Annotated in this window: 13 protein-coding genes and 1 pseudogene; 12 read left to right on the plus strand and 2 right to left on the minus strand. The window is 42.2% G+C overall.

Going from position 1 to position 21,764, the window contains the following annotated elements; genetic code table 11:
- Window positions 1–25: 25 nt before the first annotated feature.
- From C1642_RS05675 to C1642_RS05695, 5 genes are all read left to right on the plus strand, one after another.
- Window positions 26–1,675, plus strand: coding sequence for an AMP-binding protein (locus C1642_RS05675; RefSeq protein ID WP_103236033.1), 1,650 nt, complete (start codon window positions 26–28; stop codon window positions 1,673–1,675).
- An 11-nt stretch (window positions 1,676–1,686) separates the two neighbouring features.
- Complete coding sequence (locus C1642_RS05680; protein WP_001160766.1) at window positions 1,687–2,814, plus strand: acyl-CoA dehydrogenase family protein; 1,128 nt, start codon at window positions 1,687–1,689, stop codon at window positions 2,812–2,814.
- Between the two features lie 21 nt (window positions 2,815–2,835).
- Window positions 2,836–3,609 carry an enoyl-CoA hydratase gene (locus tag C1642_RS05685; RefSeq protein WP_103236034.1) on the plus strand — a complete coding sequence of 258 codons (774 nt, stop codon included), beginning with the start codon at window positions 2,836–2,838 and terminating at the stop codon, window positions 3,607–3,609.
- 12 nt (window positions 3,610–3,621) lie between these two features.
- Complete coding sequence (locus tag C1642_RS05690) at window positions 3,622–4,647, plus strand: enoyl-CoA hydratase/isomerase family protein (protein WP_103236035.1); 1,026 nt, start codon at window positions 3,622–3,624, stop codon at window positions 4,645–4,647.
- A 119-nt stretch (window positions 4,648–4,766) separates the two neighbouring features.
- Window positions 4,767–6,119, plus strand: a complete 1,353-nt coding sequence (locus C1642_RS05695; protein WP_001193289.1) for an MFS transporter — start codon at window positions 4,767–4,769, stop codon at window positions 6,117–6,119.
- A 90-nt stretch (window positions 6,120–6,209) separates the two neighbouring features.
- On the opposite strand, the gene abaI is transcribed toward C1642_RS05695, so the two are convergent.
- Together abaI and C1642_RS05705 are read right to left on the minus strand one after the other, a co-directional pair.
- A complete protein-coding gene (gene abaI / locus C1642_RS05700; protein ID WP_000387874.1) occupies window positions 6,210–6,776 on the minus strand; it encodes an acyl-homoserine-lactone synthase AbaI in 567 nt (188 codons plus the stop codon).
- Window positions 6,777–6,839: 63 nt separating this feature from the next.
- Window positions 6,840–7,256, minus strand: a complete 417-nt coding sequence (locus C1642_RS05705; RefSeq protein WP_103236036.1) for a DUF4902 domain-containing protein — start codon at window positions 7,254–7,256, stop codon at window positions 6,840–6,842.
- A 759-nt stretch (window positions 7,257–8,015) separates the two neighbouring features.
- Here C1642_RS05705 and abaR point away from each other — a divergent pair.
- From abaR to C1642_RS05740, 7 genes and pseudogenes are all read left to right on the plus strand, one after another.
- A complete protein-coding gene (gene abaR / locus C1642_RS05710) occupies window positions 8,016–8,732 on the plus strand; it encodes a LuxR family transcriptional regulator AbaR (protein ID WP_098732607.1) in 717 nt (238 codons plus the stop codon).
- A 641-nt stretch (window positions 8,733–9,373) separates the two neighbouring features.
- Window positions 9,374–11,263: a fatty acyl-AMP ligase gene (locus C1642_RS05715; RefSeq protein ID WP_103236037.1), complete on the plus strand. Its 1,890-nt coding sequence runs from the start codon at window positions 9,374–9,376 to the stop codon at window positions 11,261–11,263.
- Window positions 11,264–11,313: 50 nt separating this feature from the next.
- A complete protein-coding gene (locus C1642_RS05720) occupies window positions 11,314–13,089 on the plus strand; it encodes an acyl-CoA dehydrogenase (RefSeq protein ID WP_103236042.1) in 1,776 nt (591 codons plus the stop codon).
- Entirely contained in the window at window positions 13,086–13,346 is a 261-nt protein-coding gene (locus tag C1642_RS05725; RefSeq protein ID WP_001030690.1) for an acyl carrier protein, read from the plus strand. Before C1642_RS05720 ends, C1642_RS05725 begins: the two co-directional genes overlap by 4 nt.
- Window positions 13,343–17,302 carry a non-ribosomal peptide synthetase gene (locus tag C1642_RS05730; protein ID WP_103236038.1) on the plus strand — a complete coding sequence of 1,320 codons (3,960 nt, stop codon included), beginning with the start codon at window positions 13,343–13,345 and terminating at the stop codon, window positions 17,300–17,302. The genes C1642_RS05725 and C1642_RS05730 overlap by 4 nt, the downstream gene beginning before the upstream one ends.
- A 24-nt stretch (window positions 17,303–17,326) precedes the next feature.
- Entirely contained in the window at window positions 17,327–20,977 is a 3,651-nt protein-coding gene (locus C1642_RS05735; protein WP_103236039.1) for an outer membrane lipoprotein-sorting protein, read from the plus strand.
- A pseudogene (locus tag C1642_RS05740) lies at window positions 20,974–21,764 on the plus strand (porin); the annotation flags it as partial. The gene C1642_RS05735 and the pseudogene C1642_RS05740, both read left to right, overlap by 4 nt.

The raw sequence follows: 21,764 nt of genomic DNA on the forward strand, positions 1-21,764 counted from the left end.
ACAAATCCGGACTGAGGGAAAAGATATGATGGATTATCAAAATGCTGTACAGGCTTTCGATTTGGAAAGCACTGCTAAACAGATGTTGTCAGGTTCACTCGATGCATTGAACGCATGTTATGAATGTTGTGATAGACATGCAAATGGCGACAAAATCGCACTGTACTGGCAAGGAAAAGACGGTCGCAAAGAACAATATACCTTCCGTGAACTAAAAGAATGGTCGAGTCAGTTTGCTAACTTTTTAAAATCACAAGGTGTGAAAGCGGGAGACCGTATTTCAGGCTTATTGCCAAGAACACCTGAACTGATTGTGACCATTTTGGCAGCTTGGCGAATTGGTGCGGTGTACCAACCCCTATTTACTGCCTTTGGTCCCAAAGCGATTGAGCACCGTATTCAACTTGCTCAAAGTAAGCTGGTGGTGACCGATATGGGCAACCGTAGCAAGCTCGACGAAATTGAAAAGTGCCCTGCAATTATGACAGTGGCCGACGCACAAGGTACTCCGCTTAAAGCAGGTGATTTTAATTTCTGGAATGAAGTGAAGCAGCAGTCCGATCAATGTGATCTAGTCATGCGTAGCATCCAAGACCCGTTCTTGCTTATGTTTACGTCTGGCACTACAGGACCAGCGAAACCATTGGAAGTGCCACTAAAAGCATTGATTGCTTTTGGTCGATATATGCAAGATGCCATTGGTTTAACCGAAGAGGATTCATTCTGGAATATTGCAGATCCGGGTTGGGCGTATGGGTTGTACTATGCGATTACTGGGCCGTTATTTTTAGGCCATGCCACTTTGTTCTATGAAGGCGGTTTTAGCACCGATAGCCTATGCCAAATTGTGAAAGATTATAAGGTTAACAACTTGGCAGGTGCACCAACCGCTTACCGCATGATGATGGCAGCTGACCCAGCACAAATGGCACCGTTAAAAGGACAATTCCGTGTGGTGAGTAGTGCAGGAGAGCCGCTAAATCCGGAAGTAATTCGTTGGTTTAAACAAGTCCTTGATGCTCCAATTTATGACCACTACGGGCAAACTGAAGTGGGCATGGTGGTGTGTAATCATCATGGTTTAAAACATGAAATTCATGCTGGTTCAGCAGGTTTTCCAAGTCCGGGCTATCGTGTTGCGATTGTTAATGAACAAGGTGAAGAGCTTCCGCCAGACACACCGGGAATTTTAGCAGTCGACATTAGCCAGTCTCCAATGATGTGGTTTGGTGGCTATAAAGAAAGTCGAAAATCGCCATTTGTTGGTCATTACTATTTAACGGGTGATACTGCCGAACTCCATGCCGATGGCAGTATGAGCTTTGTCGGCCGTAGCGATGATGTGATCACCACATCAGGCTATCGTATTGGACCTTTTGATGTGGAAAGCGCACTACTTGAACACGACGCTGTGATTGAAGCCGCAGTAATAGGCGTGCCTGATCCAGATCGCACTGAAGTGGTTAAGGCTTTTGTAATTTTAGCTGCGGGCGTACAACCTTCAGATGCGCTTGCTGAAGAACTCAGCCAGTTTGTTAAAAGACGACTTTCTGCTCATGCTTACCCACGATTAGTTGAATTTGTGAGTGAATTACCTAAAACTCCAAGTGGCAAAATTCAGCGCTTTTTATTGCGTAATCAAGAAATTGCTAAACAACAAGCTAAAGCAGGGTAAAGGAAATAATAATGCAATTTACCGAAGAACAATTACTCATTCGTGATATGGCGAAAAGTTTCGCCCAAGAACAAATCAAGCCTAATGCCAGTGATTGGGATCGAGATGGAACTTTTCCAAAAGAAACTCTGACTCAAATGGGACAACTCGGTTTTATGGGAATGCTTGTTTCAGAGGAATGGGGTGGTTCAGACACGGGTAACTTAGCCTATGTACTGGCACTCGAGGAAGTTGCAGCAGCGGATGGTGCAACCTCGACCATTATGAGTGTACATAACTCGGTTGGTTGTGTGCCTATTTTAAAATTTGGGACCGACGAGCAAAAAGAGCGCTTTTTAAAACCTTTGGCACAAGGTGAAATGATAGGAGCTTTTGCCTTAACCGAACCGCATACTGGCTCAGATGCAGCAGCCATCAAGACCCGTGCGGTAAAAGATGGTGACGATTACATTTTAAATGGTGCCAAGCAGTTTATTACCTCGGGTAATAATGCCGGCGTCATTATCGTGTTTGCTGTGACCGATCCGAGCGCAGGTAAAAAGGGCATTAGTGCCTTTTTAGTTCCACGCGAGACACCGGGTTATGAAGTGATTCGCGTTGAAGAAAAACTAGGTCTGCATGCTTCAGATACGTGTCAGATTGCTCTAACAGATGTACGCATTCACAAAAGCCTCATGCTAGGCAAAGAGGGCGAAGGCTTAAAAATCGCTCTCGCTAATTTAGAAGGTGGGCGTATTGGTATTGCTGCACAAGCAGTTGGTCTAGCACGTGCGGCGCTCGAAGAAGCAACTCGTTATGCCAAAGAGCGTATTACTTTTGGCAAACCAATTTTTGAGCATCAAACCATCGCATTTCGTCTTGCTAGCATGGCAACAGAAATCGAAGCAGCGAGACAACTGGTTCACTACGCTGCACGTCTCAAAGAAGCAGGTCAACCGTGTCTCAACGAAGCCTCAATGGCCAAGCTATTTGCTTCAGAAATGACGGAACGTGTGTGCTCAAGTGCCTTACAAGTGTTTGGTGGCTATGGCTATCTCAGAGACTTCCCAATTGAGCGTATTTATCGTGATGCGCGTATTTGTCAAATTTACGAAGGCACAAGTGATATCCAACGTTTAGTCATCGCACGTAGTCTATAAAACCAGAACAAGGAATAAATAATGCAGTGGCAAAGTATTTTATTAGAAAAGTGTAATGGGGTTGGATTGATTACATTAAATCGCCCTCAAGCGCTCAATGCTTTAAATAGTGAATTAATTAGCGAAATTAATCAGGCATTAGATCAACTCGAAAAAGATCGCGAAATTGGCTGCATCGTATTAGCCGGCTCAGAAAAAGCTTTTGCCGCAGGGGCCGACATTAAAGAAATGGCCGATTTGGCATTTCCCGATATTTATTTAGATGACTTTTTTCATCTTGCAGACCGTATTGCACAGCGCCGTAAACCTTTAATTGCTGCGGTGAGTGGCTATGCATTGGGTGGTGGCTGTGAATTAGCACTCATGTGTGACTTTATTTATTGTGCTGATAACGCCAAGTTTGGTTTACCCGAAGTCACTTTAGGGGTAATTCCGGGTATTGGTGGGACACAACGATTAACCCATGCCATTGGTAAAGCTAAAGCAATGGAAATGTGCCTTACCGCTCGTCAAATGGGCGCAGTAGAGGCAGAACAAAGTGGTTTGGTTGCACGTGTGTTTAGTAAAGAAGAATTACTTGAACAAACCTTGCAAGCCGCTGAAAAAATCGCAGCACGGTCTTTAACTGCAAACATAATGCTCAAAGAAACCATTAATCGAGCTTTTGAGGTGAATCTCACCGAAGGTTTACGTTTTGAACGCCGCATGTTCCACTCCATTTTTGCAACTGCGGACCAAAAAGAAGGCATGCAGGCATTTGTTGAAAAACGGCAGGCAAATTTTAAAAATCAGTAAGAGATCAATAAAATGAATACAGAAAATCACTTAATGATTGAGCGACAAGGTAAGCTTGGCGTGATCACCTTAGATCGTGTGACTCATCTCAATGCATTGTCGCTAGATATGATTGAAGGGATTGGTGCCCAATTGGAGTTGTGGCGAAATGATGCTGCTGTTCAGGCGATCTTAATCAAATCAAATAGCCCAAAAGCCTTCTGTGCAGGTGGCGATATTCGCTATCTCTACGACAGTTATAAAAATGGCACAGCCGATTACAAAGGCTACTTTAGTGCCGAATATAAAATGCTCAATACACTGCGCGAATATGAAAAGCCAATCATCGTTGTGCTTGATGGCTATGTATTAGGTGGTGGTTTTGGCTTGGCTCAGGCGTGTCACATTGTGGTAAGCAGTGAAAAGTCCAGATTTGCCATGCCTGAAACAGCGATTGGTTTTTTCCCGGACGTTGGCGCAACTCATTTCCTGTCTCGTCTTGATGATATTGGCGTTTATATGGCAATTACGGGTGAGCAGATCAGCAGTAGCGATGCGCTCTATCTCGACTTAATTGACTACCATGTGCCAAGCGATCAGTTACAAGCTTTACAAGACGCTCTCGTTGACGCGCCAAGTTTAAGCAAAGAGGGAATTGAACACATCATTACCCGATTTATTACTCGTCCTGCTGAAAGTGAGCTCAAACAGTTGGCAGAAGGTATCCGTAAACATTTTGGATTTCAGCATTTAGATGAGATCGAACAAAGCCTTGAAAATGAACAGGATGAAAGCTTAAAGACTTGGGCAAGTAAGATGCTGAGTATTTTGCAGCAGCGTTCATTTATTGCCAAACAAACCAGCTTGAAACTGCAACATTTAGGCCGTGGACTTTCACTACAGCAGTGTATGCAGCTTGAGCGTGATTTACAGGATATCTGGTTTGAGCATGGTGACTTTATTGAAGGCGTTCGTGCGCTCATTGTTGATAAAGATAAACAACCACGGTGGCAAGAACGTAATCCTGAGCTGGAACAAATTTTAGAAAAACTAAGCTAAACCATTTTTCAAACACATAAAAAGCTTAAGGAGATCAAGCGAGACCTGAACATGCTTATGGTCAGGATAGATCATAAGCATAAAAAGACAAAACAAGAAAATCTAAAAAGGACATTACGATGCAAACAATACATGGAAACGGTTCACATCCTAAAAAGTCGTCACATCGATTAGCAGGCATCTCTAGCATGGTCGGCACCACGATTGAGTGGTATGACTTTTTTGTTTATGGTGCAGCAGCAGCCCTCATTTTTAACAAACTATTTTTCCCAAATCTGGACCCACTTACAGGTGTGCTTGCAGCATTTGCAACCTATGCTGTTGGGTTTATTGGGCGGCCTTTAGGTGGTTTAGTCTTTGGCCATTTCGGTGACAAGATTGGCCGTAAGTCAATGTTGTTGCTAACGCTGATGCTCATGGGGATTCCAACCGTACTGATTGGCCTCTTACCGACTTACGAATCAATTGGATATTGGGCTGCAATTGGCTTGGTGATCTTGCGATTTATTCAAGGTATGGCCATGGGCGGTGAGTGGGGCGGTGCCGTGCTTATGGCAGTAGAACATGCACCCGAAGGTGGTAAAGGGTTTTGGGGAAGTTTACCTCAAGCCAGTACCGGTGGGGGCTTAATGCTCGCCTCAATCGCACTAGGACTGGTGTCGTTATTACCTGAGCAAGCATTGTTTAGCTGGGGCTGGCGATTACCATTTCTTGCCAGCATTATTTTACTGGCAGTGGGTTGGTATATTCGTGTAAAAGTGCCTGAGTCACCAGACTTTGAAAAAGTAAAACAACAGTCCGAAGAAGTCAAAGTTCCGGCTTTTCAGGTTTTTAAAAACCATCCAAAACAACTTATCACCATTATTTTGGCGAGAGCTGCTGAAAATGCATGGTTCTATATTGCTTCAACTTTTACGCTAGCTTACACCACCACACAATTAGGTATTCCACGACAAGACATTTTGTTTGCTACCATTTGCGGTGCAGCCGTGATTTTATTTATGACGCCGTTATGCGGACATTTGTCCGATAAAGTCGGTCAACGCAATATGTTTATGTTTGGTCTATGCGTATTGGCACTTTATTCTTATCCATTTTTTAGCATGCTCAATACCAAAGATCCGGTACTGGTCTGGACGGCAATTGTTTTGGCAATTGGTGTGGTGTTTCCGATTATGTATGCGCCACAAGCTCAGCTTTTTGCGCGTCAATTTCCTGCTGAAATTCGTTATAGCGGTATTTCGATTTCGGTACAGTTGGCAGGTGTTTTGGGTGGTGGTTTAGCCCCTATGATTGCCACTAAACTGCTCAGTATTGGGCAAGGCAATCCATATTTAATTATGTTTTATATCGGAAGTATGGCTGTAGTTGCGATTATATCGACATCATTTATGCCGCGCGATTGGAGCTATAAAAAGGATGAGACTTATTATAAGAAAGCAAACCTAAATCTAAAAACCAAGATTGATTAATATGCACTCATTGCTCGGTCATATGTATAGATTGCTATGTAAAAATTAGGACTCATGCCCCAAGGATAGGCATGAGTCCTATATAAGAAATTAGATATCAATCAAGCATGCAAACATCGAATATCCATCAATCGTCATTGGTGGACCTGCACGATGGGCACGAAAACCCGCAGCACGTAATAAACGTTCTACTCCAAGAGGAGAAGTCGTAATGAGTTGTTTTGCGCCTTGTTCTCTTGCAAAGTTGATTGCTTCTTGCAGAATTGCAATTGAGACAGGTGATGACACAGCCTGACTGGTAGAGGAAGGTGGATTTGAAAAATCTACGGCTGAAAACCTTGATAATTCCCAAATTTCTGGTGAGCAGGGAATAGGCATTCCATTGAGAAGTTGGGGAAATATTTCCCCGAGTAAATAGGGTTGTGTGGTGGGTAGTAGTCTGGCACAACCAATGATATTGGATTCTCTGTCTTGAGCCACGACATAAGCTGTATCGACTTTATCAAATTGATCTAGTTCTTCATTGTTTGGACAGTTCAACTCCCAACCCAAATATTCAACAAATACCCTGTAGCGGTAACTTTTAAATTTGGTATATAGGCCTTCTGAAAAATTGTTTTGAAATCCAGCAATAATATTCATTACAAGTGCTTCCACTTATTTTTCAAGTGACTTTACTGAACAGCTGGAAAGGCGGTAACTGTAAGAATTTACAGGTTTCTAAGAGAAGGTTTGACTTAATGAAGACTTGGTTAAGGACGTATCGATTTGGGCATAAATAAACGGTTCCCAGAACAAAGTATCTATTTTTTTCTCGAGTAATGTTTCATTAATATCAAATCCGATATCCATACCAGATACATCAACAATCATGATATTGCTTCGAGGTAACCCCACTCGTTTTACGGTAGTGATGCCATTATTCTCAATGAGTTCCCAATCCCATCCGGTACTTAAAGCTGGAGTTTGTGAAGTTGCCCATTCAGTAAAACCATAATAGAAAATTTGAGACGCTTCAGTATGTCTAGATTCAACGGTGGAGATGATGTGTTGGAGAGGATAACTCATGAGTTGGTTTTCGTTCATTCGAATAAAACCATCTGTTGAGATAGAGAAATGAGGGGGTATGCTAACCATGCTACCTGCTTAAGTACCCTAAATTAAGATTTAATGAATAAATAACATAAATTTTTGCCAATAAAATACTGTTATATTTAACAGGTTAACTGTAATTTGTTAGCACATCTTTAAGCTCTTCTTATTAGAGAGATTTTCGGGTAAAAAGTTATTTTTTTAAAGAGAATCCTTCGATGGAGCTTATTACATAGTCAATATTGCTACTACTCAAATAATAATTACAAGTATAGGGATTTCTACAGTAATTGATTGGTTTTTAAAATATTATAATTATTTTTAGTTTTTATATATAAAAAATAAGAAAATTGGAGATATCGAATAATTGATAGACAATATTATTTAATTAAATTAATAAAAGCATACTATAAAGATTAAGTGGTCGACCTCTTTATAAATTAAAAAAATATATATTTTGGAATAAAATGCATCGTATAAATTTTAATTTTTAAAGCATAATCTGCGCATGAAATATAACAACCTTGAAAGCTTTCAGACATCTAGTTTATCTGAATAATTTGCAACCATTCCGGGCTTAAAAGTGTTGTTAATTGGATGATGAATTCAAAATCTTTAATTGAGAGCTCTAATAGAAGAGTAGGCGCCGAAAATATATTTAGCAACTTCAGAATCTTTTAGATTTTTGAAGGACTTTATGGAAATTACGGTAAAAGATTAGACCTGCACTTCAATTTGATTGCTTGGATTCACAATATGCAACCGAATAAAAAATAGTCTGTGAATGGAGTCTAATGAGAGCAAATGGAAAGTTGGCAAGAGGATTTATTATCAGCATTTTTGGTGGTAAAAAATGAATACCAGTTGTTTGATATTGTTAAATCTACCGCATCAAGGCTCGGATTTGACTATTGCGCTTATGGTATGCAATCACCCTTATCTATTGCTGAACCAAAAACGATTATGTTGAATAATTATCCAGAAGCATGGCAGAAACGTTATGTGGAACAGCAATATGTGAAGATAGATCCAACTGTGCAGCATTGTATGGTATCACTTCAACCTCTTGTTTGGTCGAGTCAATCTGCAAAGACACAGGCAGAAAAAGATTTTTGGGAGGAGGCGCGTTCTTATGGTTTAAATATCGGTTGGGCTCAGTCAAGCCGTGATTTTATTGGGACCCGAGGAATGCTAACACTGGCAAGATCCAACGACCAGTTATCAGAAAAAGAGCAAAAAGCACAATATACGAATATGTACTGGTTAACTCAAACAGTGCATTCCAGCATTGCTAAAATAGTAAATGATGTAGAGTTTGCTAAATTCAATCTTTATTTAACGAACAGGGAAAAAGAGGCGCTACGTTGGACTGCCGAAGGCAAAACGTCAGCAGAAATAGCTCAGATTCTTGGAGTAACTGAAAGAACCGTAAATTTCCATCTCAGTAACTCCATGCAAAAGTTAAATGTAAATAATAAAATTTCAGCAGCTATTCGAGCAGTAATGCTAGGGCTTTTGTAGAGAGTATAAATAACACAGGACTTTAATATTAAAATTAAAAGAAATAAATAATTTTAAGATTTATATGATTGATTTACATTAATTAAATGTTTTAAATTTAAGGAAATATAATAAATTAATTTTCAATATTAAAATATCTATCTATCTATCTATCTATCTATCTATCTATCTATCACTATGCTATATTTTTAAATATTTATATTTTATATATGCCTATATAAATATAATAATTTGATTTTTAATTTATATTATTTTTATAAAGTTTTTGAAATTATTTAATCTAGAGTTAAAAATAATAAGAAAGAAACTGTTTAAGAGTAAAAAACCTTCAAAATCTTGGCTTGTGCGTATCTAAATTAGGTATAGATGAGGCATTAATTTAAAATAATGATAAGAAATTAAAAATATATAACTAAACAAAAAATGATTCATATAAAGGATTTAGCTTCTTAATTTTCGATAAGAGACCACTAACCTGTAAACACTTACAGGTGTAATAATCAACACTCATACATAAAATATAATGTGAATTTATATTTTAAATAAAAAGTATATTTATTCTTTATTAAGAAACCTAGCAAGAAATGTCGTTTCTGAATTAGCAGATTTTAAAGGTTAATTATAATTAATCGGAGTAAGTTATGGCTGTAATGTGTACGGATAATATCATTGCAACTTTGGAATCCCACGCAAAATTAAATGGAAATAAGATCGCTTTTGAGTATTTGGGACGCCAGTCTGGTGGTATTCAATCTCTGACATATGCAGATTTGAATGAGCGAGTTCAACATCAAGCCCAAATATTAATGAATCTTGTAGACAGTGGTGACCGTGCCGTATTGCTGTTCGAACCTGGGTTGGATTTTATCGTATCGTTCTTTGCCTGTTTGAAAGCTAAAATTATTGCAGTACCAGTCAGCTTACCGTTTAACCGTAATGGTTTTTCTAATATTTTGAATATTATGAATGACTGTGAGCCTAAGATTGTATTCACAACAAAAAAGATTCTTGAGCTAGCAGGTCTTATCACACTAAAAGCTCAAAATGAAAATTTGATATTACATGCTGTTGATGCCGAATTGCAGCGTGACTTGGTGGAAAAGGATTTTCCGCTTATTACTGAAAAAGATATCTGCTTCCTTCAATATACTTCAGGCTCAACAGGCTGGCCTAAAGGCGTAATTGTCACTCATAAAAATATTATGGCCAATGAAGTCATGATTGCCGAAGCTTTTGGTACACAACCAGAAGATGTTGGCCTGACATGGCTGCCTGTTTACCACGATATGGGGTTGATTGGCTCGGTTTTGCAAACCGTATATGTGGGACTGACTTGTTATATCATGTCGCCGCTGGACTTCATTCGAAAACCTCTTAAATGGCTACAATTTATTAGTGAAAAAGGCGTCACGATTAGTGGTGGACCAAACTTTGCCTATGAATTGTGTCTACATCGCATCACTGATGAGCAGGCTGCAGCGCTTGATCTAAGCCGTGTGCGTGTGCTGTTTAATGGTGCCGAGCCGATCAAGGCCCATGTTATGCAACACTTCATGGAAAAGTTCAATACACAATCGAAGCTCCGACTAGATACTTTCTTGCCATGTTATGGCTTGGCAGAAGTGACGCTCTTAGTCAGTGGCGTAACTGGCCCTCTCAATGCAATTTCACTTGATCGTGACAAGTTAAATGCCCATTTGGTACAGACCAGCCAAGATCAGACAGCCGTACAAGTAGTGAGCTGTGGCAAGATCTCGAAACATATTGATTGTCGTATCGTTAATCCTCATACCCGTAAAGAGGTGGCGGCTCACGAAGTCGGTGAAATCTGGCTAGCAGGTGAGAGTGTCACTGCGGGTTACTGGCAAAAGCCGGAAGTTAATCAGGAAACCTTTGAAGCAACGATCCTTGATGAGGCGGGACAACCTAGCCAAGTACACTACTTAAGAACGGGTGATATGGGCTTTATCAAAAACGGAGACCTTTATATAACCGGCCGCCTTAAGGATGTGATTATCATTCGTGGCAAAAACTATTATCCGCAAGATATCGAGTGCTCTGTTGAAATGGCACATCCTGCTGTTCGTAAAGGTTGTGTCGCAGCAGTGAACTTTGCTGATTCTGAAGGGGTTACGGTTGTACTTGAGATTAAGAAAAAGTCCTTAGATAAAACACTTAATTTTGATACCATCAGAACTCAAGTTAAAGAACAAGTGGCGGCTGATATTGGCTTGCCTGTAGACGGTGTCTATTTACTGCACCAAGGCCGAATAAATAAGACCACTAGCGGCAAAATTAGAAGAAGAAAAATTAAAGAGCAGATCGAACGCGGTCAACTGGTCTGTTTAACCCATCCAAACCGTAGAACGGTGATTGCTCGAAACTATGTCAAGAACGGCTTAGACGTCATCCGTGATCGTGAGCAGCGGGGGCAGCTGATTCGTTATAGCTCCAATCTACTCAACTCAATGATCAAGGAACGTGAAGTACGCACGCTGATTTTTAATCGTCTGAAAAGTGCTTTGTTTTAACCCTTATCTTTTAAATCTTTGAGTGAAAATCCATGTCACTTACGTCCAATTTGCGGCAGTTTCAATCTGCCGCTCGTCTGGAGCAAATTTTAGGCTCCGTACATGATACCAATAATGATTTTTCTTGGTCCGCAGCTATCGAGCGTGATGAGAAAGAGCAATATCCACAGCGAGCTGTTGATTTTCTGAATGCGGTGGGTATGAACCGTTTCTATGTGCCTTCAGAGCTTGGAGGCCGTATGGAAATTGGTGAAGAGTTGTTATATCTGCATCGCGTGTTGGCACGACGCGATCTGACCATCAATTCGACCTATAGCACGAATGCTTGGTCTGTGATCGTATGGATCGGTGGTAATGAGAGCCAATGCCAAAACATCGCTAACCGAATTTTAAGTGGTGCTGCTCCAGCGCTGGCTTATAGTGAGAAAGCGCATGGTGCTGACCTGTTATCTAGTGAAGTGACTGCGCAGCCTTCCGACAGTAAGTACATCTTAAATGGTGAGAAATGGTCGATCAATCGCGCCACTTTAGGAGATTCTTTAAGCTTAATCGCTAAAACGTCAAATGATCGTGGACCCCGTAGCCTGAGTGCATTCTGGCTCGATAAGCGTCATATGGCTTCTAAAGGAACGTATAGCCTGAACCGTCTTCCAACAGTAGGTATGCGTGGTCTAGATATCAGCGGTATTGGTTTTAATAACGCTGAAATTCATAAAGATGCCCTAATCGGTGAAGAAGGCCAAGGATTAGAGCTTGGGCTTAAGACGCTACAGGTAACACGTGCATATTGCAGTAGTTTCTCTCTAGGCGCTGGCGATACGATGCTACGCATCGCAACTGAGTTTGCGATTGAACGCGAGTTATATAACAAAAAAGTAATAAGCATACCGTTGGTACGTGAGCAACTCGCTACAGCTTATGCCTACCTTTTAGCAGCGGAGGTGTTATCACTTGTTGGTGCGCGAGGGTTACACGTTTGTATCAATCAATTCAGTACATGGTCACCAATCGTCAAGGTACTGGTGCCTGAATATGTAGAGTCGCTTGCCAAAATCACATCCTCAGTGCTTGGGTCACGTTTTTTCTTAAGAAATGCATATGCAGATGGAATGTTCCAGAAAGCATTCAGGGACCATCTGATTGTCAGTGTGTTTGACGGTAGTAGCACCGTCTGTCTAGACAGTCTGAGTTTTCAGCTCAAATCTGCCAATAAAGGGCGCAGTAAAAAAGCCGACCATCTCAATCAAGCTGAAGCGAAAGCACGCTATCGTCAGTTATATGACTTACAGGTAGAGACAGGTGCTATTGATTTCCGTGAGCTTGAGATTTTCAACCGAGATGGTGACTTGGTGATGGAGTCACTCGAAACAATCATTGAAATGCTCAACGATCCTAATGTCACAGTTGGGTTGTCTGCTGAGATGCTAGCTACGCTACGTGAGCGAGCAGACCAACTTCTTGTTGAACAGCGTTCATTGGATCAAAAAATTCAGGACTACTTTTCAAATTCTGAGCAAAGCAAGGAGTTTGAAACGATGCGCTTCAGTCTTGCCCGTAACTATGCCGAGTTATTCGCTCGTATTGCTGTGTTGGGTTTCTGGGTTTTTAACCGCCATGGTTTAAGGCCTGCTTTACAGGATGGTGCATGGCTGATCATTTTCTTAAATGCTGCTGAAGGGCAGACAGCTCCTCCTATGACGTCACTACGTGAAAGCACATTGGCAGATCTGCTGGACCGAATTTCAACCAATCACATGTTATCTGTCATCGATTTTGCACTGGCACCGCGTGATGCCAAACCGGTTAAAAAGGAGATTACCCCATGAATAAAGATAAAGCTTACTGGAGCGCAATCATTCGTACGCTAGTCGCTAAAGAGATGCGCGTAGAGCCTGAGACGATTGATCCAGATCAAAAATTTACCAGTTATGGTCTTGATTCGATTGTTGCTTTGTCTGTGTCTGGGGATTTAGAAGATCTGACGAAATTAGAACTTGAGCCAACACTATTATGGGATTACCCAACAATCAATGCGTTGGCTGAATATCTTGTTTCTGAGTTGCAGCAGGGAGTCGCTTCATGAACAACTTTGCACGACTAGAACCGGAAGTTCTGTCGCGTCATGCGATTTCTGCAGAGCAGCTTGGCATTTGGTATATCCAGCGTCTTGAGCCAACTTGCAGTGCCTACAATATGGTGGTGGCCTTTGATGTGAAGGTTAACCAACCATTAGGTAACAAGCCAATAGAAATACTAGAAGCGGTAATGCATGATTATCCGCTACTGCGCGTAAGCATGCCAGCCAATGATCAGGGAATTGAGCAACTCATCTGGGATCGCGTGTACCCGAATATCATCTTTTCTGATGCTCGTCATATTGATGCTTCTGATTTGACGCAATTGGTTGAACAGGACACCAAGCAGCCATTTGACCTGACTCAGCCACCGTTATGGCGTATTCATTGTTATGAACGAGGTCAAAATCATTATGTAATCGCATTTGTGATTCATCATGCGCTCATGGATTTTTGGTCAATTGGTCTATTGCTGCGAGACGTTAGCAAACGTTTTGGACTCGTTGCAGAGTCGGATGCAGTGAACGGAATCGAGTTTGCACAGTATGCCGATAAGCAGCAGAGCAGCGTGATTGATGATACTGATGAGAGCTTAATTTTCTGGAAAAATGTACTGAAGCATGCACCACATGTGCATAGCATTCCGCTTGACTATCCTCGTCCAGCCGTACAGCAACATAAAGGTAGTTCACTGGTTTTCCGTGTGCCTGAGTCAGTGTCATCTGGCCTTGTAAACTTAGCAAAAGATTATGAGATCACATTATTCGGACTTGTGCTCTCTAGCTTTTATGTTCTGCTACACAAACTATCTAATGAAAATAATCTAGTCATTGCTACGCCCGTAGCAGGTCGACTTGAACGTTCTTTACGTAATGCATTGGGTCAGTTTGTCAACACGATTGCTATTCACATAGACATCGATGCTGATCAGACTTTACGTCAATTTACCCAGCAGGTTCAGGAACAATTAAGACAAAGCCTTAAACATCAAAAAATTGCCTTTTCTAGAGTAGTTGAAGCTGTCTCACCAAAGCGTGATGGCAGTATTAATCCATTGGCTCAGATAGGAATGTTCTGGGAACGTCTGGGTGGTATGGATGAGTTTAAAGAACTACTCCTACCAATCCAGACTCCGGCCACTTTGGTTGGACAAGATTTGACGTTAGGAAGTTTTCCGGTTCGCCAGCAAGAAGGACAGTTGGATATTACGCTGGAAATGGGCGGTGAATATCAAGGTGAACTCGTTGGTGTATTGAAATACAACACTGATCTATTTTCTGCGCAGTCTGCCGAGAATATGGTGCAATTGTTGCAAGCTGTACTCGCAGAGATGGTGGCCCATCCTGAACGTAAGATTGTTGAGCTAGATATCGCTCCTGATTATAAAGATGGCATTCAGTTCGAGGCTCTCCGTGGAAAGGTGACTGATTATGCTCAGCATGATCTACTTGGAATGATTCTAAAGCAGATTGTTGAGCGTGGTGAAAATCATGCTTTAACCTCAAACGATCATACGATTAGTTATCATGACTTAGGTCAACATATTGCTGGTATTGCTGAATATTTGCGTGCACACGGTATTACACGTGGCGATCGTGTAGGACTAATGTTAGACCGCACGGCGTTATTGCCAGCAGCAATCCTTGGGATCTGGGCGGCAGGTGCAGCTTATGTGCCACTGGATCCTAATTTCCCAACTGAACGTCTACAGAACATTATTGAAGACGCTGAACCTAAAGTCATCTTGACTCAAACCGAGTTAATGGATGGTCTTAACGTTTCTGTGCCATGCTTAGATATCAATCAAGCTGGTGTTGTGTCACTAGAGCACGTGCGCGAGACGCTTGCCTTTGGTGACATAGCTTATGTGATGTACACATCAGGCTCGACAGGTAAGCCTAAAGGTGTCCGTATTGGGCATCCTTCAATTATCAATTTCTTGCTATCTATGAATGATAGATTGCAAGTAACGACTGAAACTCAGCTATTAGCAATTACCACGTATGCCTTTGATATTTCAATTCTTGAATTACTCATTCCGCTGATGTACGGCGGTGTGGTCCATGTTTGCCCACGTGAAGTATCACAAGATGGCAATCAATTGGTGGATTATCTAAATGCTAAGTCTATCAATGTCCTGCAGGCAACACCGGCTACTTGGAAAATGCTCTTAGACAGCGAGTGGAGCGGCAATGCGGGATTGACAGCACTCTGTGGAGGCGAAGCGTTAGATACTATTCTGGCAGAAAAACTGCTCGGTAAAGTCGGTTGTCTATGGAATGTCTATGGTCCGACCGAAACTACAGTGTGGTCTAGTGCGGCTCGTATCACTGATGCAAAGTATATTGATTTAGGTGAACCACTGGCGAACACTCAGCTTTATGTCCTTGATGAGCAGCAGCGTTTAGTTCCACCAGGCGTTATGGGTGAGCTTTGGATTGGCGGTGATGGTCTGGCAGTTGATTACTGGCAACGCCCTGAACTGACAGATGCACAATTTAGAACATTGCCATCTCTACCAAATGCCGGTCGACTCTACCGTACAGGGGATAAAGTCTGCCTGCGTACAGATGGACGTCTGACTCATCACGGACGTCTGGATTTTCAGGTCAAGATTCGTGGGTTCCGTATCGAACTAGGTGAAATCGAGAATGTCCTCAAACAGATCGACGGTATCACAGATGCAGTAGTGCTGGTTAAAACTACAGGTGATAACGACCAGAAACTGGTGGCATATGTAACTGGACAAGAGCTTGATATTGCTGGTTTAAAAAAGACCCTGCAAATCCATCTTCCAGCTTATATGGTGCCAAGTGCGTTTATCCGATTGGATGAGTTTCCAATGACGGCCAACAATAAGTTGGATCGTAAGGCATTTCCTGAGCCGATCTTTGAGCAGAGCAATGATTATGTTGCACCACGTGATCCGATCGAAATCGAGCTGTGTACTACCTTTGAACAGATCTTGTCGGTCAAGCGAGTTGGTATACATGATGATTTCTTTGAATTAGGTGGGCATTCACTATTAGCTGTGAAGCTTGTCAATCATCTCAAAAAGGCTTTCGGTACCGAACTGTCAGTTGCTTTGTTGGCACAGTACTCCACTGTGGAACGTCTGGGTGAGATCATTCGTGAAAATAAAGAAATTAAACCATCCATCGTAATTGAGCTGCGCCGTGGAACCTCTGAGCAACCGTTGTGGCTGTTCCATCCAATTGGTGGCAGTACCTTCTGTTATATGGAACTTTCGCGTCATCTTAATCCGAACCGTACCCTACGTGCTATTCAGTCTCCTGGACTGATTGAGGCAGATGCTGCGGAAGTGGCGATTGAAGAAATGGCGACGCTCTATATTGCTGAAATGCGAAAGATGCAGCCTCAAGGGCCTTATTTCCTCGGTGGTTGGTGTTTCGGTGGGGCGATTGCCTACGAGATTAGCCGTCAGTTGCGTCAAATGGGACAACAGGTCACAGGTATTGTCATGATCGATACCCGTGCTCCAATTCCAGAAAATGTACCTGAAGATGCCGATGATGCCATGCTTTTGTCTTGGTTTGCCCGTGATTTGGCTGCGCCTTATGGCAAAAAGTTGACGATTCCAGCGCAATATTTGCGTGAGTTGAGTCCAGATCAAATGTTTGATCATGTACTTAAAGAAGCTAAGGCCATTAATGTTCTGCCTCTCGATGCAGACCCATCAGATTTCCGACTTTACTTTGATACCTATTTGGCGAATGGCATCGCACTCCAGACCTATTTCCCAGACCCAGAAGATTTTCCAATCCTTTTGGTTAAGGCCAAAGATGAGCCAGAGGATTTTGGGGAAAGCTTAGGTTGGGATCAACTAGTCAAAGACACGTTGACACAAGTCGATTTGCCTGGTGACCACTCATCAATTATGTACGCTGAGAATGTCGTAGCTGTAGCCCAGACAATTGATCAGATGTACCCAATTCCTGCATAAGAAATATAAGAAGGTAGAACCACTATGGTGACCATAGAACATGCTTTCCTCATACCGGCCAAGATTGACAAGGTTTTCAACTACCTTGCAAACCCAGCCAATGATGCAGGTTGGCAATTGTCGTGTAAACATTCTGAACTGCTAGACAGTACTCCGCGTGTGGGCAGTAAGTACGAGATTGGTTTTAGCTTTATTGGTCGTGAAATGTCCTTTAAAGGTGAAATTACACATCTAGTACCGAACGAATTGTATGCGTTTAAAGTAGTGGAGGGACCCTTTCACTACACAGGTACTTACCGTTTCAAACCACATCCGGAAGGTACATGGATTGAATGGGTGTTTGAAGCTGAACCAGGTAGTTTTTTTGGTGTATTGCCGCCAGCACTGCTAAAAAAGATGGTGCTCGCCCAGTTCAAAAAAGATGTCGACAATCTTCAAGCATTGGCTCAGAAGGGTGAAGCCTATGAGTCAGTTGGCAATGAAAATAAACCAACTCTCGAAACCAATAGACCACCTCATAAGACTCAACAAATGATGGAGAGATACGCGCGTTGGATTCTTAGCCACCGCCGTATTGTCTTGACTTTGGTGATGCTCTTAACACTTGCTCTGGCATATCTGGCATCTGGTGTAAAAATTATTATTGACCCAGATGCACTTGCACCTAAAGGGCATCCCTACATCACCTCGACCAAGCTGATTGAAAAGAAATTCGGCTCCAAATATATGGTCGTGATTGGTATTACTCCGAAGCAGGGTGATATTTATCAGCCGCAAGTATTGGAGAAAGTCAAACGCATTACAGAAGAAGTTGATAATGCACCGGGCGTGGTCCGTTCCACGATGATGAGTCTGGCTGCACGTCAGGCAAAAGGTATCGAGGCGAATGCAGAAGGGTTCGATGCCAAGAAACTATTGCCGAGTAGTTCAGTCACTCAAGAAGATATCGATCACCTGAAAAAACTGCTGGCACTGAATCCAACCTATATGAATTCAGTGGTATCTAAAGATCAACAAACTGCTGCGATTTTGCTTGAGCTTGAGGAAAGTCCAGAGGGCTTCCAGAAAATGATGGGCCCGATTAATAAAATCGTAGAAAGCGAACAATCTAAAGATATGACCATCAGTGTCGGTGGCAATCCTGTGTATCTGGATAAAGCTGAAGACTACTCTAAGCGTATCAATATCTTGTTCCCGATTGCCGTATTAGTGATTGGTTTATTGCACTTTGAAGCATTCCGCAGCAAGCAAGGTTTGATTCTGCCGCTCGTTACAGCTTTGTTGGCTGTGGCATGGGGTATGGGCATGATGGGCTTGTTCAAACAGCCAATGGATATCTTTAACTCGCCTACGCCAATTCTGATTCTGGCCATCGCGGCAGGGCATGCCGTGCAGTTGCTCAAGCGCTACTATGAAGATTTTGATCGCCTGATTGCTCAAGGGATGGAGCCTAAAGCTGCCAATAGCGAAGCTGTAGTGCAGTCTTTGGTTCGTGTTGGTCCAGTTATGGTGTTGGCTGGTGGTATTGCAGCAGCTGGATTCTTCTCTCTGTTGACTTTCAACATTCCAACGATTCGTTCATTCGGTATTTTTACAGGAATTGGGATCATCAGTACGCTGGTGATCGAGATGACTTTTATTCCGGCACTCCGCTCAATGTTGCCACCACCTTCGGTTGTGAAGGTCAAACGCAAAGGCTTGCCAATTTGGGATTGGATTCCAAATCGTATTGGTGATGTCATTTTGTCAGTTCGTCCACGAATGATGTTAATGACTGCGATTGCGGCAATGGGCGTCTTACTTGCTATCGGCACGAGCCGTATTGTGGTAGACAACGACAGCCGTAATTTCTTCTCTCGTGACTTACCAATGCAACAAGACGACAGATTCTTGAATCAGTCTCTCGGTGGCACAAACAGCCTTTACATTATGGTTGATACCAAAGTTCGTGATGGTATTGAAAACCCTGAAATCCTAAAAGCGATTGATAATACAGAAAAGTTCGCGAACTCAATTCCAGAGGTCGGTAAAACCATCTCTATCGTGGACTATATCAAACGAATGAATCAGGCAATGAATGCTGATCAGCCACTAGCATTTCAGGTTCCTGCAACCAAAGATGTCGTTGCTCAGTATCTGCTGCTGTATTCAATGTCTGGTGAGCCGACTGATTTTGATTCATACATTGATACCACTCAGCGCTATGCCAAGATCACGATTCTTCTGAAAACTGGCAGTAATCATCGCATTAAAGAAATCCTTGAGTCGCTAAAAACGTATATGGCGGGTCAATTGGGCGATAAAGCTGTAGTAAGTTTTGGTGGTGATGTGACGCAAACCATTGCCTTAACTGAAACCATGGTTCACGGCAAGCTCATGAACATTCTACAAATTTCATTTGCCGTATTCTTTATTTCAGCATTGGTTTTCCGTTCGATTTCAGCGGGACTGATTGTTCTTACACCACTTCTGTTCTCAATTCTTGCCATCTTTGGTGTGATGGGCTGGCTCGACATTCCGCTCAATATTCCGAACTCTCTCATCTCGGCCATGGCTGTAGGTATTGGTGCGGATTATGCCATCTACTTCCTCTATCGCTTGCGTGAAATCTTGCGCGAAGAAGGCGGCGATATCAAAGATGCTATCCGTAAAACCTTAAGTACTGCTGGTAAGGCTTCTCTTTTTGTTGCGACTGCGGTTGCTGGTGGGTATGGCGTATTGTCCTTATCACAAGGCTTTCACGTCCATCAATGGCTCGCGATGTTTATTGTGATTGCGATGCTTTTCAGTGTATTTGCAACCTTAATTATGGTACCTACAATGATTCTAATATTAAAACCTCGTTTTATCTTTTCTCCAAAGAAGAAGAGCATACCTGTTGCACAAACTGTGATGACAAGCCTTTTGTTGGGTACAGCGCTCACAATGTCGATGCCTAAAACATCTCATGCAGATGAAGTTCAAGATATTGTTAATCGTAGTGATGATGCCTCTAAGTTCTTGTCTTCAACGGCTAGTGCCAAATTTATTTTGACCTCTAAAAATGGGGAGCAACGTGTACGTTTAACTAAAAATATGACCAAGCTTGCTGGAAATACGCAGAACAACATGCGTTTGACTGAGTTCATTTCACCAGCAGATGTCCAAGGAACCACGACGCTGTTGATTGAAAATGCGAAAGGCAGCGATAGTATGTTTGTCTATTTGCCTGCGTTGAAAAAAGTACGCCGTCTTGCATCAGCGAATAAGGGTGATGCTTTTATTGGTACAGACTTTAGTTATGGTGATGTTCTTGGCTATAAGCTCAGTGACTGGAAGTACACGAAACTGGCAGATGGCAAATTTAATGGCAAAGATTGCTACATGATTGAAGCAACGCCAATCAATAATACGGTGAAGAGTGACTTTGGTTATAGCAAACGTCGTATGTGCATACTCAAAGACAACTTTGTTACAGCAACCATCGATATTTGGGATACAGCAGGCAAACCATTAAAACATATTGAATTCACCGATATCCGTCCTTACGGCAAAGTGAAACCAAGATGGCAAGCCATGAAATCTATGGCGAAGAATCTGCAAACTCAACATATGACGCAAGTGATCGTCAATGATTTTGCGGCAGAAAAAACCTTGTCCGATAAGCTTTTCTCACCGCAGAGTCTTGAGAAATGACGCAAGGTGCCTATTGGGTATTTGTATGCTGCAGTAGCTTTATGCTACTGCAGCATACTTATGCAGATGACAGCGAAATGAGTTTTGTGAGCCAAAACTCAGCTAGACTCGATGTGTGGTCATCAGATCGCGATTTAAGTTCGTTAAAAAACATTGGGCAAGCAAGTTTCTGGTCCAATGGTACACTCAAATTTAACCCTGCATTTAAGCTGCATTACGACATAGTGGTTTCAGACGAAACAGACCACACTGTAAACCCAGATCAGGTGAGTAAGGTAAATCGTAACTTACGTGAGTTGTATTCGTCATATAATTGGGACCAGACCGTCTATGTCGATGTTGGTCGTCAGATTGTCGTCTGGGGGAGAGCAGATGGAATTAACCCAACGGATAACCTATCGCCCCGTGACTATACGCGTCTAGTACCAGACGAGACAGATCAACGTCTAGGAAATGATGCAATCAAATTGATGTATATTCCTGAATCTGGAACCAATAAATGGACGGCATTGTGGTATCCGCGTAGTCGTTCAGATGTGATTCCATTGCGTCAGATTGCTGGTGTTCAGTATGACATAGACCGTAAGAGCCGTCCTGCATTTGCAATGCGTTGGGATTATTCCGTAGATGGTCTAGATGTAGGGGCGTCGTATTTCTCAGGTTTAGATCATATGCCTGATCTGTCAGTTCTTTCAGCGTCTCCAACCGGGGAGGCCACATTGCAACTGAAAAATAACCCTATGTCTGTCTATGGGTTTGATTTCAGTTATAACCATAACGATCTCGT

The sequence above is a fragment of the Acinetobacter sp. AKBS16 genome, assembly GCF_002899995.1.
In the GTDB taxonomy this organism is placed as follows: domain Bacteria; phylum Pseudomonadota; class Gammaproteobacteria; order Pseudomonadales; family Moraxellaceae; genus Acinetobacter; species Acinetobacter baumannii.

What these genes read in the sequence shown, in the direction of transcription:
- C1642_RS05675 (WP_103236033.1), top strand. Translation starts at nt 26, where the DNA reads ATGATGGATTATCAAAATGCTGTACAGGCTTTCGATTTGGAAAGCACT.
- C1642_RS05680 (WP_001160766.1), top strand. Translation starts at nt 1,687, where the DNA reads ATGCAATTTACCGAAGAACAATTACTCATTCGTGATATGGCGAAAAGT.
- C1642_RS05685 (WP_103236034.1), top strand. Translation starts at nt 2,836, where the DNA reads ATGCAGTGGCAAAGTATTTTATTAGAAAAGTGTAATGGGGTTGGATTG.
- C1642_RS05690 (WP_103236035.1), top strand. Translation starts at nt 3,622, where the DNA reads ATGAATACAGAAAATCACTTAATGATTGAGCGACAAGGTAAGCTTGGC.
- C1642_RS05695 (WP_001193289.1), top strand. Translation starts at nt 4,767, where the DNA reads ATGCAAACAATACATGGAAACGGTTCACATCCTAAAAAGTCGTCACAT.
- C1642_RS05705 (WP_103236036.1), bottom strand. Translation starts at nt 7,256, where the DNA reads ATGGTTAGCATACCCCCTCATTTCTCTATCTCAACAGATGGTTTTATT.
- abaR (WP_098732607.1), top strand. Translation starts at nt 8,016, where the DNA reads ATGGAAAGTTGGCAAGAGGATTTATTATCAGCATTTTTGGTGGTAAAA.
- C1642_RS05715 (WP_103236037.1), top strand. Translation starts at nt 9,374, where the DNA reads ATGGCTGTAATGTGTACGGATAATATCATTGCAACTTTGGAATCCCAC.
- C1642_RS05725 (WP_001030690.1), top strand. Translation starts at nt 13,086, where the DNA reads ATGAATAAAGATAAAGCTTACTGGAGCGCAATCATTCGTACGCTAGTC.
- C1642_RS05730 (WP_103236038.1), top strand. Translation starts at nt 13,343, where the DNA reads ATGAACAACTTTGCACGACTAGAACCGGAAGTTCTGTCGCGTCATGCG.
- C1642_RS05735 (WP_103236039.1), top strand. Translation starts at nt 17,327, where the DNA reads ATGGTGACCATAGAACATGCTTTCCTCATACCGGCCAAGATTGACAAG.